Origin of the sequence: Crenobacter oryzisoli, from assembly GCF_030385785.1 — a bacterium.
Classification (GTDB): domain Bacteria; phylum Pseudomonadota; class Gammaproteobacteria; order Burkholderiales; family Chromobacteriaceae; genus Crenobacter_A; species Crenobacter_A oryzisoli.
In genome coordinates, this window is record NZ_JAUEDK010000080.1 from 1 (window position 1) to 11,492 (window position 11,492).

Below are 11,492 nucleotides of genomic sequence, written 5' to 3' on the forward strand. Positions count from 1 at the left end.
TTGACATCCTCCCCCGCCTAAAGTCGGGGGGGGGGCCAACGGCGCTCAACCCGGCATCGAGCCGGATTGGGGCGTTTCGGTGGGTTCCTGCTGCTGTCGGCATTACCGCACCGTTCACTTCACAGGCTAACCGGGCGTGTCCCGCCCTTAATACGTTGAGCGCGCCGACCCGGTCGGCGTTGTCCTCGACACCGCATTGGACGCAGACGAACCGAGCTTGCGTCCGCCGGTTGTCCGCCGATACGTGGCCGCAACACGGGCAGGTCTGACTGGTGTTCTGCGCCGGAACGGCGATCAGATGCCCGCCGTGCCACGCCAGCTGGTAGTCCAGTTGGCGGCGGAACTCGAACCCGCCCTGATCGAGGATGGCCTTGTTCAGGCCGGACTTGGCCCGAACATGCTTGCCCGGTTGCTCGGTGGTGCCTGCTGCCGACTTGGACATGTTCCGCACCGGCAAGTCCTCGATACACACGAGCGCGTGGTTTTGGCTGATCGTGGTCGTGGCTTTGTGCAGGTAGTCGTGGCGGGCGTTGCCGATGCGGGCATGGAGACGCTGGACGCGGGCTTTCGCCTTCTGCCAGTTGCGACTGAACTTGGTCTTGCGGCTCATGGCTTGCTGCGCCTTACGCAGCGCGCTTTCGTACCGCTTGAAGCTGTTGAGCGGTGCGTAGAACGTGCCGTCCGACAGCGTGGCGAAGCGGGCAATGCCCAAGTCGATGCCGACCGCGCCGCCATTGGGGACGGGCTGCTCAACCTCGCGTTCAGTCTGGATGCTGACGAACCACTTGCCACCGTTGGCCGACACCGTGACCTGCTTCACCTCGCCCAGCACATCGCGGCTGTGGCGGTAGCGCAGCCAGCCGAGCTTGGGCAGGAAGAGGCGGCGGTTGCGCTGATCGAGCTTGATCTGTTTGGGATCGGGATAGCGGAAGCTAGCGGACTGGCCCTTCTTCTTGAAGCGCGGGAAGGCCGCCCGCTTGGCGAAGAAGTTGGCGTAGGCCCGCTCCAGGTCCTTGAGCGTCTGTTGCAGCGGGTGCGTCGGCGCCTCGGCCAGCCACGGTGTGTCTGGCCCGTTGCGCCACGCGGTGAGCCGCTGGCACAGTCCGGCATAGCCGAGCTTCTGCTCGCCACGCGCATAGCGTTCCTTCTGCAACGCCAGCGCCTTGTTGAACACGAACCGGCACGATCCGGCGAAACGGCGCATCAGACGCTGCTGGTCGCCGGTCGGCATCAGTTCGTATTGGAAGGCTTGGCGGCGTTGCATGCAGATAGAATAGTTTGGTCGATGAGTAACGACAACGCTATGCGGCACGGAAGACACGGCGTCTTTCTGCGGAATTGGTGGAGTTCGACGGCGAGCACGATCACGTCCACCGGCTGGTGAACTACCCGCCGAAGGGGGCTGTTTCGGTGTGAGTAAACAGCCTAAAAGGTGTTTCCAGCCGCATGATTCGCAAGAAGAACGACCCAAGAAGCGGTGGGGCTGTGCACGGTGGTCGCCGTCCTACTTGCCGGTAGCGGTGGCGGCGCACCGATCGAGATCATCCGCCAAGCAGCAAACTCCACACTGACCACCCAAAGGACGCCTACGGCGTCCGCGCTACCCTTCCCCCGGCCTGAAGGGCCGAGGCTTGCCGCGCACCGGGTCAGAAACGGTGCCCCCTGCGGGCTGACCGGTCTAGCCCCACACTGTCGACTTCGACCGCCAATACGGCAAAGTCGATGTGCCACTCAATCTCGGCCAGCGGATCGCACAGCCGGTCGATCTTCTGGCGGTGGTGATCGCCGGCAAACCGGTCGTTTTTGATGGCGCTGCGCGGTTTCATTGGCCTCAAGTTCAGCGATATTAATGACAAGGTAATTTTACCGACTGGCGAGCACCCGAGGTTTTTGAGGCAAAAATGTCAATACCATAATCGGTAAGGTGATCCGGCGATTTGTGCAACAAATCAATACTAATGAATATTTAATACAATTATTTTTTATATATGGGATAGTCACTAAGGTTAGTAGTGGCTAGGATGGCGGATAAAGTCTGAGTGCGGGGTGAAGACTTGCTCTCGGAATGAGTTGCCTGCTAAGGGGATGTTCCGTTACCCCAGACTCAAAAGCCACTTTGCTGCGGCTAGACAGTAGCGCCAGGAATCAAGCACTCATAAGTCTTAACGAAAGGTTGTACGATGCAGCATTTCGAGGAGGGGCATGGTGAGCATCCGCCGAACACCCGGACGGATTTTGAGTTGCCCCCATTCGCCGGAGCATTTCGCCATCCAGAGACTGAGCGTGCCTTCCTGCGCCATCATCTGGTTCAGACCCAGACACAACTGCGCATCACCTTGGGGGCCTGCTCCTGCTTTTATGTAGCCTTTGCGCTGACCGATGTCGCCGTACTGGGCTACTCGGCGGAGACGTTGCTGTTATTGCTGGCCCGTTGCCTGGTCGCGCTCACGGCAACGGCTGGCATCTACCTGGTCGCTCGCTATCCTCGCTCGATCATTGCCCCCACGCTTGCGGCAACCGCTGTAGAGATCGTCGGAATGAGCACGTTCATGCTCATTGTCCTGTACCGACCCCACGAGATCCCTTGGCATGCCATGTCCATAAGCATCATGCTGGTCGTGGTCTACCTGTTCATCCCGAATTCACTTTTTAATGCCACGGCAGTGGCGTTGTTCACAACCGTGGTGTTCAGCCTGCTGGTCACGCACATCGGGGCGCTGAGTACCTCGGATCTGCTCACCATGACCATGCTGTTGATCCTGACCAACACCTTCGGCATCGTAGCGGCACGTCGCTATCACCGCTTGTGGCGGGACGAGTTCCGAGTGCAAACGAGCCTGCAGGATCTGTCCATTCGGGACTCTCTGACCGGTTGCTATAACCGCCGTTATCTCCAGAATCGATTTCTGGAAGGCGAGCTAGAACGAGCCCGTCGCTACCAACGCTGGCTGACAGTGATCGTGTGCGATATCGACCATTTCAAGGTCATCAATGACAACTACGGCCACCTGGTCGGCGATGCGGTCCTGTGTCATTTCGGAGAACTATTGCATTCCTCTACGCGAAAACAGATTGATACGGTAGTGCGCTATGGCGGGGAGGAGTTTCTGTTGGTCCTGCCCGAAACCGATCTGCCTGGCGGCATCCACTTGGCTGAGCGTTTACGCACGACCTTGGCTGGGCGGCCGGCCTATAGCAATGACGGTCAACCCGTAATGACTACGGCCAGCTTTGGCGTGGTGGCGGTGAACTTCGCTGAGGTAAACAGGCCAGTCGATCAGCAGACCCTGATTGCAACTGCAGACGAGTTGCTTTACCGCGCCAAGAAAGCGGGGCGTAACCGCGTTGAGTTCGCTGAAATGCAGACGAAACCGGTTGTTCAATCTGGTTCTGATAGGGCCTCGGGGCGAACCGAAGACTCCGGAACTGCATGATGCAAGGGAGAATCAACTGATTTGTACAACAAAGTCAGTTCAAAGCCTACTGGCAGATAGCAGCTATGTGGGCCAGCCCTTCGCACATGGCGTGCGTGAGATTCTGGGAGAGGACGTGACGGTGCAGATTGGCAAGCGAAGCGAACTGCATACCTTCAAGGCGATGCCCCAGCGCTGGATCGTCGAGCGTAGCTTCGCTTGGCTGGAAAAGAACAGGCGACTATGGAAGAACTGCGAGCGACGACTCAATACCAGCATGCAGTTCGTCCACCTTGCCTTCTTGTGCCTCTTGCTCAAAAGACCTTGAACAGGTTCTTAGGAAATCGGTCGCTGTCGCTGACTAATACCGGCTTTTACCTTTACCACCCCCGCCATAACCACCACGGCCACGGCCCCCACCGCCACCATAGCCACCTTGACCACGGCTGCCCCCTTCCTTGGGGCGAGCCTCACTGACTGTTAAGGGGCGGCCGTCTACTTCCTTGCCGTTGAGGGCAGAGATGGCCTCTTGTGCTTCCTTGTCTGTACTCATCTCAACGAAACCGAACCCTTTGGACTGACCGCTGTCGCGATCCGTGATAACCCCGGCAGACACGACGGACCCATGGGCTGCGAACAGCTGTCCAAGCTCATTGTTACCGATGCTGTAGCCCAGGTTGCCTACGTATAATTTCTTTCCCATGTGGGAGTTCCTCAGAAAGCCGTCGTGTAGAGCTCTTTAGAGCCTTGCCCCCCATGGGCAGTGCTGTCAGGCGGCATAAGAATTGTGATGCGGTTGCGATACCAGGGAGAGTGCCTCACGTCGAACAAAAAAGAGGGATAGGACGAGCAGTTAGTTATCTATATAGCCTAGTTAGGCCCCGTTGGGCATAGGCAATAGCTTACGCTTTGGCCAATAAATGGATGTTGTCCAAATTGTTGGAGCAATATGAGGTAGAAGCCCCCTCGTCAGCACCACGAAAAACTTTGACAAATCAAATATTTGCAGTAGAATCAGTGGGAGTCTTCTCTAGCGGCAACCCAACAGCCGCCTGTCTTGCCTTAACTGCTGTCAGTTTTTACAGCAATTTCCGCCCAGGTTTACGAAGCAATCTACTATGTCACGAGCCATTTTGGTCATCGTGGCTGCCTACCATTTCAGAATTGGAGCGTCCATGTCCAAAGAAGACATGATCGAACTGCAAGGTGTTGTCACCGAGATGCTGCCGGAATCGCGATTTCGTGTCCGGCTCGATAACAACGTGGAGATTCTCGCTTATGGCTCTGGCAAGATGAAACTGCACCGTATCCGTGTGCTGGTTGGAGACCGAGTCACGGTGGAAATGTCACCCTATGATCTCACTAAGGGGCGTATCAATTTCCGCCACCCTACCGCAAAAATAGAACATGTGCCGTCACCGAGGCGGCGCCATTGATGGGCACCTAGCTAGTTGGGTGCCAAAAGGAACAACCCAATGAAAATCAAAGAACTGAAACAGGGTGATCACATCACCCAGCAAATCGATAACTCTGCTATCTCATTTGAAGTGCTTTCCATTCAGCAAATTGGTCGCCGCTTCATGGTGACTTTCCGCTCAGTGTTTGGCATTGAAAGCGCCAGTTACCAAGGCGAAGCTTGCGTTACTGCCGCTTAAGCGGACCCCTCTAATTTGCTATCAGCATGAACTACCCGCCGCTAACGACTGATTGCCGTGTAGTGGGGGTTTCCGGGTTTTTCGATCTGAGCGCGTTTCGGTTTTCCGAACCGCGACTTACCCTGACCTCCCCCGGCGTGGCCGTCGTTGCCGACGACGGTTCGGCGCGCTCCGCGCCTACCTTGTTCTTCAGCCGCATCATTTTCTTCTTGGCCTTGGGCTGATACTCACCCGACAGCAACAACCGCACACCGCGTCGGGCGATATTGAGGCTGGCGTTGTCATCAGCGTTGGCCATGAATCCGCACTGTTGGCAGACGAAGCCGGCCTGCGTTGGCCGGTTGTCCGGGTGAATGTGCCCGCACGCGGAACATTCCTGCGAAGTTAGGCCAGAGGGCGGCGCAAAGTTAAAACCTCAGCGGCGCCGCCACTTACACTACTTAGAGGCCCAGGCGTTGAAACGCTGCTCCAGACTTTCGCCATAATCGGTCCAGAAGCCGGTATCGACTGCCACGGCATTCTTCAGATTTTGAGGTGCGGTGGGCAAATTGGCCAGCGTATGCGCTTCGATCAGCCCAGTTGCCTTCTTGTTGCTAACCCCATAGCTGATGCCCTGCACGTAGTGGCTTTGCGGCTCGGCCCGGCTGACGAAAGACAAGAACCGGTAAGCCGCCTCTTTGTTCGGAGTGCCTTTAGGAATTGCCCAGTAGTCGAAATCGTACATGCCGCCATTCCAGACTATCCTCAAGTGCTTGTCGTCCTTTTGCGCGCTGTCGATCCGCCCGTTGTAGGCTGAGCTCATCACCACATCGCCGGCGACCAGGTACTGTGGCGGCTGTGCACCCGCTTCCCACCATTGGATATAGGGCTTGAGCTGGTCGAGTTTTTTGAACGCCCGATTCACGCCCGTCGGTGTAGCCAGCACCTTGTACACATCCTTCGGCGCCACGCCATCAGCCATCAAAGCGATCTCCAGTGTGTACTTGGCGCCTTTGCGCAATCCGCGCTTGCCGGGGAATTTCTGCACGTTCCAGAAATCACCCCAAGAGCTTGGAGCTACTTTGAGCTTATCAGCGTTGTAGGCAAGCACCGTGGACCAGATGTAAGCGCCCACTCCGCACTGCTGTGCGGCCCCAGGCAGCAATTCCCCACGGTTGACGATGCGGCTGTAATCAAGCTTCTCGAACAACCCTTCGTCACAGCCCCGCGCCAACTCCGGCGACTCCACATCAAGCACATCCCAGCTGACCCTGCGGGTATCGACCATCGCCTTTACCTTAGCCATTTCGCCGTTGTAATCACCACCGACCACGTTGATACCGGTAGCTGCCTTGAACGGCAGGTAGTAAGCCTTGTTTTGGGCCTCTTTGTTGGCTCCACCAAATGAAACCACAGTCAGATCGGCCGCAGTGACGAATGTAGGAAAGATCAGAAGGCCGGTAACGGCCACTGAAAGTGTGACGGCAACACGTTTCATGATGTCCCTCATGTGCTTTTGATGATGGATGTACTGCCGCTCAACTTCCTGCGTGGATACGAATCGGCAGGCCAGACGGGAAAAGGATCAGGGCTAGCTGACTACATGCCTGAGTATGCAGCGACGCCCTGTAAACCATCCCCTTTGTCTCGTGGACATACCAATTTAGGGACGATGAAATAAATAAGTAAAATAGCTTTAGATTATTCATTGCATACATTAAAACAATGCAATGACTTAGGGTAATGCATGGAGCATGCTACCGCACAGTTCCATAAACCCCTTGGCCCGCCTTTTCGGTTTCAGACCCCCTCAGATTGGCTAGGCCAATACAGCGTGAGTTTCGTGCCCCAACACGACGAAACGTCCTCCACTCCCCCTCGACCAGTTCCCAACCGGTGGCACTGTCTGTCAACGCCCAAAACATCAGCCGCGCAGCATGTTCGTCGCGGCTGCAGTCGGCCCCGCATTCACAACGATGCCAGCTTCTTGCGCCGACAGCCTGGCTCAACTCTCTCGCTTGCTTGCTGCATCACGTCTTTGGCATTCGCCTGCAGATTGCGCGTCGATGCCACGAGGCTCTTTCTGACAGGGGTAAGCCCAAGCGGCGCCGTGACGCTGTCGAGATCGGCGACCGCAACCAGTTAGACCAGTTACCTGTGCGCGCACTACATATTTTAAAATTATTCAATCTAGACAATATATATATTTTCTGTATCCGACGCGGCTCCATAGACTGCGGTTGTGGCCCGACTCACAGGAGCACACCGCATGAACACTGCTAAGGACACAGAGATGGCGATTGAAAAGATAGATACGCTTGTTATCGGTGCCGGTCAGGCTGGCGTGGCCATGAGCGAACACCTGAGTAAACTCGATGTGCCTCACCTCGTTCTGGAGCGCAATCGCATTGCAGAACGCTGGCGCACGGAACGCTGGGATTCACTGGTTGCCAATGGTCCGGCTTGGCACGATCGTTTCCCGGGACTTGAGTTCGACGACGTCGACCCTGACGGTTTTGCCCCGAAAGAACGGGTTGCCGCTTATTTCGAAGCCTATGCCAAGAAGTTCAACGCCCCTATCCGCACAGGTGTGGAAGTAAAGAAAGTGGAACGCAATGTTGGCCGGCCGGGCTTCACCATTGAAACCTCTGAAGGTGTGATCGAGGCCAACCGCGTGGTTGCCGCAACCGGGCCATTCCAGCGCCCTATTATTCCGCCGGTTGCACCGAAAGATGGGAAAATTACGCAGATTCATTCTGCTGAATATCGCAATCCTGAACAATTGCCCAAGGGAGCTGTTCTGGTGATTGGCTCCGGTTCATCAGGGGTGCAGATCGCAGATGAACTACAGCGATCCGGCAAGCAGGTTTACCTCTCGGTTGGACCCCACGATCGTCCTCCGCGTGCCTATCGCAATCGTGACTTCTGCTGGTGGCTGGGTGTTCTTGGCGAGTGGGATGCACCGGCCATGAGGCCAGGAACGGAACATGTCACCATTGCGGTTAGCGGTGCTCGTGGCGGACATACCGTTGATTTCCGTAGTCTTGCCAATCAGGGGATCACGCTCGTTGGCATGACGAAATCGTTCAATAACGGCGAAGTGACCTTCCAATCGGACCTAGCAAGCAACATTGCACACGGCGATGAAAACTATCTGTCGTTGTTGGATGCAGCTGATGCTTATATTGAGCGCAATGGTCTCGACCTTCCGGAAGAGCCTGAAGCCCGCAATATCCTCCCTGATCCGGAATGTCTGACCAACCCTATTCTTGAGCTCGACTTGGCCGAGGCTGGCATTACCTCAATCGTCTGGGCAACCGGCTTTGCAGTTGATTACAGCTGGTTGAAGGTCAACGCCTTTGATGAGAAGGGCAAGCCGCGGCACCAGCGTGGGGTATCGACCGAGCCCGGCGTCTATTTCGTAGGCCTGCCATGGCTGTCGCGTCGTGGCTCCAGCTTCATCTGGGGCGTCTGGCACGACGCCAAATATATTGCGGACCATATTGCCACACAGCGCAAATATTTTTCCTATCGAGACGCATCACAACGCCAAAAGACCGAAGATTTGATTACACCACGGACCAAGCATCTGACCGATAAAACCACCGTATAAAACCTTAGATAAACATTTTGTAGAGAAACGAAAATGACCACTCATAAACGTATCCGCAAGTTCAACACCCGTGACACCTATCCGGAACAAAACCTCGACAATGACCTGTGCCAAGCCGTCGTTGCGGGCAACATCGTGTTCCTGCGCGGCCAGATCGGCCAAGATCTAGATACCCGCGAATCGGTCGGTATCGGCGACGTGGCCGCACAAACCGAAAAGGCTATGGCCAACGTCAAGATGCTGCTAGAAGAATCCGGCAGCTGCCTGGACGACGTGTGCAAGATCGTCATCTACCTTGTCGACCCCCGCTATCGCGAGACCGTGTACCGCATCGTCGGCAAGTGGCTGAAGGGCGTCTTTCCGGTTTCCACCGGTCTGGTGATTTCCGCCCTGGCCCGTCCGGAATGGCTGGTGGAAATTGACATCACCGCCGTGATCCCGGAGGAGCGCCGCGCATGACTTTCTCGATCGCTGCCCGCTGTCCAGACAGCGGGATGGTCGGCGTGGCCCTGGCTTCGTCAAGCATTTGCGTAGCCAGCCGCTGCGCCAATGTGCGCGCCGGAGCCGGGGCGGCCCTGAGTCAGAACGTAACCAACCCGGTACTGGGCCAGCGTGCGCTGGAGCTGATGGCCCAAGGCTTGGACAGCGGCCAGATCGTCGAACGGCTGGGCGCGTTCGACCCATTCATCGAATGGCGCCAATTAGTGCTGGTTCCGCTACGCGGTACACCGGCGGTGTTTACCGGCAACAAAGCACTCGGTGTATTCGGTTCAGCCAGCGGCAAGAACTGCGCTGCGGCGGGCAATCTGCTCGCCACGACGGCCCTGCCCCAAGTCATGGTCGATGCCTTCGAAAACAGCAGAGGTTCTCTGCCCGACCGTCTGCTGGCAGCCATGCAAGCGGCGGTGGATGTCGGTGGTGAAGCCGGGCCGATCCACGCGGCCGGCATCAAGGTGGCGGACAAGGCCGACTGGCCGGTGGTGGACTTGCGTGTCGATTGGACCGAGGGCCCGCCGGTAGCGGAACTTGTCGCACTGTGGCAACGCTATCAACCGCAGATGCAGGCTTACGTCACGCGGGCCTTGTCACCGGAAGAAGCCCCCAGCTACGGCGTGCCGGGCGACCCGTAAGGAGCAGCGATGGAATCTCTCACTCTGCTGGAAAAGCTGGTGGGCTTCGACACCACCAGCCGCAATTCCAACCTGGAGCTGATCCAGTTCGTACGCAACTACCTGACCGGCTTTGGTATCGAAAGCCGTTTGGTGGAAGACGCCACCGGTACCAAGGCTAATCTGTACGCCACCATCGGCCCTACCGATCGTGGCGGCGTCATGTTGGCCGGCCATACCGACGTAGTGCCGGTGGATGGGCAAGACTGGCACAGCGAGCCATTCAAGCTCGACATACGCGACGAACGGGCCTACGGACGTGGCAGTGCCGACATGAAAGGCTTCATCGCCTCGGTGCTGGCTACCGTGCCCAAACTCGCCGCCGTCAAGCTGCACACCCCAGTGCACCTGGCTTTCACTTACGATGAAGAAATCGGCTGCATCGGCGTGCGCCGCCTGCTGGATGTGCTGGGCGGGCTGCCGGTTCTTCCTGCCATGGGCATCGTCGGCGAGCCGACATTGATGCGCGTGGTCGCCGCCCACAAAGGTAAAGCCGCTTTTCGGGTGACGGTACGCGGGCACGAGGGCCATTCCAGCAACCCGCCTGCCGGCGTGAATGCGGTGGAATACGCCGCCGAGCTGATCGCCTACATCCGGAGTCTGGCACGTGAGCGCAAGCAAAACGGGCCTTTCGACCCCTTGTACGAAGTGCCCTACACAACGCTGCACGTCGGGACCGTACGGGGCGGTACCGCGCTCAACATCATTCCGGCCGAGTGCGTGTTCGACTTCGAAATCCGCCATTTGCCTGAAGATCCGCCGGATGGCTTGATTGCGGCAATCCGCGATTACGCAGCCAAGGAGTTGGCGCCGCAGATGCAGAGTGTGGCTGGCGAGACCGGCATCGAATTTACCGAACGCAGCACTTATCCGGGCTTGTGTACCCCACCGGATGCGGCCGTGGTCCGCTTCGTTCAGGGCCTACTTGGTGACAACAACCCGCCAGGCAAGATCGCCTTTGGCACCGAAGGTGGCCTGTTTGCCGAACGCTGCGGCATCCCCACCGTGGTGTGTGGACCCGGCAACATTGCCCAAGCCCACCAACCCGACGAATGGCTGGCGCTGAACCAATTGTTGGCCTGTGACACCATGCTGGACAAACTGGTACAGCAACTGGCCCGTTGAGCAACCGCCTCCATTTGCGGACGAACCTCACAGGAGTGGCTGGCCACTCCTTTTCCCATTGTCAGCTTGGCGCTTCTTTAAGAAGCTGTCTTGAAAACCAAATTGCGAGAAAATCAAGCGTTTTTGCATGACATGTGACAACCCTTGGCTTATCCAACCGACCTGACTGAACAACAGTGGTGCCGTATTGCTCACCATTTCGAGGCTGCAAACGGGCGCGGCCGGCCACCCAAGCACGACAAGCGGCTGATGGTGAACGCGATTCTTTATCTGACGAAAAGTGGCTGTCAGTGGCGGATGTTGCCTACAGACTTCCCGCCTTGGCAGACGGTCTACGACCACTTCAGCCGCTGGAACAAGCAAGGAGTCTGGGAACGGGCACTGGATGAACTGACGCGTGCCCATCGTAGCCAGAGAAAAAAAGTCGATGCCAAGCTATGGCATAGTTGATTCGCAAAGCGTGAAGACCGTGCTGGCCAGCGAAAGGATAGGCATCGACGGTGGCAAGAAAACCAAGGGGCGCAAGCGCCATATCGTC

The 11,492-nt window shown here is 57.2% G+C and carries 11 protein-coding genes and 4 pseudogenes; 10 read left to right on the plus strand and 5 right to left on the minus strand.

Annotation, left to right across the window (positions count from 1 at the left end):
* Positions 1 to 1,264: RNA-guided endonuclease InsQ/TnpB family protein (locus QU481_RS22705; RefSeq protein WP_289832261.1), on the minus strand; the 1,264-nt coding region annotated here is incomplete at its 3' end.
* Between the two features lie 68 nt (positions 1,265 to 1,332).
* On the opposite strand from QU481_RS22705, the pseudogene tnpA reads away from it, so the two are divergent.
* Positions 1,333 to 1,552 (plus strand): annotated as a pseudogene (gene tnpA, locus QU481_RS24025) (IS200/IS605 family transposase); the annotation flags it as partial.
* A 107-nt stretch (positions 1,553 to 1,659) separates the two neighbouring features.
* Here tnpA and QU481_RS22715 read toward each other — a convergent pair.
* Positions 1,660 to 1,826 (minus strand): annotated as a pseudogene (locus tag QU481_RS22715) (IS5/IS1182 family transposase); the annotation flags it as partial.
* Positions 1,827 to 2,180: 354 nt separating this feature from the next.
* Here QU481_RS22715 and QU481_RS22720 point away from each other — a divergent pair.
* Positions 2,181 to 3,434, plus strand: a complete 1,254-nt coding sequence (locus tag QU481_RS22720) for a GGDEF domain-containing protein (protein ID WP_289832262.1) — start codon at positions 2,181 to 2,183, stop codon at positions 3,432 to 3,434.
* 37 nt (positions 3,435 to 3,471) lie between these two features.
* Positions 3,472 to 3,741 (plus strand): annotated as a pseudogene (locus QU481_RS22725) (transposase); the annotation flags it as partial.
* A 33-nt stretch (positions 3,742 to 3,774) separates the two neighbouring features.
* On the opposite strand, the gene rbp reads toward QU481_RS22725, so the two are convergent.
* Positions 3,775 to 4,116 carry an RNA-binding regulator gene (rbp, locus tag QU481_RS22730; RefSeq protein WP_289832263.1) on the minus strand — a complete coding sequence of 114 codons (342 nt, stop codon included), beginning with the start codon at positions 4,114 to 4,116 and terminating at the stop codon, positions 3,775 to 3,777.
* Between the two features lie 472 nt (positions 4,117 to 4,588).
* Here rbp and infA point away from each other — a divergent pair, with 472 nt between their 5' ends.
* Both infA and QU481_RS22740 read left to right on the plus strand, forming a co-directional pair.
* A complete protein-coding gene (gene infA, locus QU481_RS22735) occupies positions 4,589 to 4,849 on the plus strand; it encodes a translation initiation factor IF-1 (RefSeq protein ID WP_289832264.1) in 261 nt (86 codons plus the stop codon).
* 39 nt (positions 4,850 to 4,888) lie between these two features.
* The gene (locus tag QU481_RS22740; protein ID WP_289832265.1) at positions 4,889 to 5,068 is read left to right on the plus strand and encodes a hypothetical protein; all 180 of its coding nucleotides are present in this window, start codon (positions 4,889 to 4,891) and stop codon (positions 5,066 to 5,068) included.
* A 31-nt stretch (positions 5,069 to 5,099) separates the two neighbouring features.
* On the opposite strand, the pseudogene QU481_RS22745 reads toward QU481_RS22740, so the two are convergent.
* Positions 5,100 to 5,459: pseudogene (locus QU481_RS22745) on the minus strand (zinc ribbon domain-containing protein); the annotation flags it as partial.
* 45 nt (positions 5,460 to 5,504) lie between these two features.
* Positions 5,505 to 6,545, minus strand: a complete 1,041-nt coding sequence (locus QU481_RS22750; protein WP_289832266.1) for an ABC transporter substrate-binding protein — start codon at positions 6,543 to 6,545, stop codon at positions 5,505 to 5,507.
* Positions 6,546 to 7,316: 771 nt separating this feature from the next.
* On the opposite strand from QU481_RS22750, the gene QU481_RS22755 reads away from it, so the two are divergent.
* The 5 genes from QU481_RS22755 to QU481_RS22775 all read left to right on the plus strand — a co-directional run bounded on the left by QU481_RS22755 (position 7,317) and on the right by QU481_RS22775 (position 11,404).
* Complete coding sequence (locus tag QU481_RS22755; protein ID WP_289832267.1) at positions 7,317 to 8,660, plus strand: flavin-containing monooxygenase; 1,344 nt, start codon at positions 7,317 to 7,319, stop codon at positions 8,658 to 8,660.
* Between the two features lie 33 nt (positions 8,661 to 8,693).
* Positions 8,694 to 9,119 carry a RidA family protein gene (locus tag QU481_RS22760; protein WP_289832268.1) on the plus strand — a complete coding sequence of 142 codons (426 nt, stop codon included), beginning with the start codon at positions 8,694 to 8,696 and terminating at the stop codon, positions 9,117 to 9,119.
* On the plus strand, positions 9,116 to 9,790 hold the full coding sequence (locus QU481_RS22765) for a DUF1028 domain-containing protein (RefSeq protein ID WP_289832269.1): 675 nt from the start codon (positions 9,116 to 9,118) through the stop codon (positions 9,788 to 9,790). Before QU481_RS22760 ends, QU481_RS22765 begins: the two co-directional genes overlap by 4 nt.
* A 9-nt stretch (positions 9,791 to 9,799) precedes the next feature.
* Positions 9,800 to 10,954: an acetylornithine deacetylase gene (argE, locus tag QU481_RS22770; protein WP_289832270.1), complete on the plus strand. Its 1,155-nt coding sequence runs from the start codon at positions 9,800 to 9,802 to the stop codon at positions 10,952 to 10,954.
* 144 nt (positions 10,955 to 11,098) lie between these two features.
* Positions 11,099 to 11,404, plus strand: a complete 306-nt coding sequence (locus QU481_RS22775; RefSeq protein WP_289832271.1) for a transposase — start codon at positions 11,099 to 11,101, stop codon at positions 11,402 to 11,404.
* Positions 11,405 to 11,492 lie beyond the last annotated feature (88 nt).

Bases quoted from the DNA above. Each gene is read 5' to 3' on its own strand.
- QU481_RS22755 (WP_289832267.1), top strand. From the start codon at position 7,317: ATGAACACTGCTAAGGACACAGAGATGGCGATTGAAAAGATAGATACG.
- QU481_RS22760 (WP_289832268.1), top strand. From the start codon at position 8,694: ATGACCACTCATAAACGTATCCGCAAGTTCAACACCCGTGACACCTAT.
- rbp (WP_289832263.1), bottom strand. From the start codon at position 4,116: ATGGGAAAGAAATTATACGTAGGCAACCTGGGCTACAGCATCGGTAAC.
- QU481_RS22740 (WP_289832265.1), top strand. From the start codon at position 4,889: ATGAAAATCAAAGAACTGAAACAGGGTGATCACATCACCCAGCAAATC.
- QU481_RS22765 (WP_289832269.1), top strand. From the start codon at position 9,116: ATGACTTTCTCGATCGCTGCCCGCTGTCCAGACAGCGGGATGGTCGGC.
- infA (WP_289832264.1), top strand. From the start codon at position 4,589: ATGTCCAAAGAAGACATGATCGAACTGCAAGGTGTTGTCACCGAGATG.
- argE (WP_289832270.1), top strand. From the start codon at position 9,800: ATGGAATCTCTCACTCTGCTGGAAAAGCTGGTGGGCTTCGACACCACC.
- QU481_RS22720 (WP_289832262.1), top strand. From the start codon at position 2,181: ATGCAGCATTTCGAGGAGGGGCATGGTGAGCATCCGCCGAACACCCGG.
- QU481_RS22750 (WP_289832266.1), bottom strand. From the start codon at position 6,545: ATGAAACGTGTTGCCGTCACACTTTCAGTGGCCGTTACCGGCCTTCTG.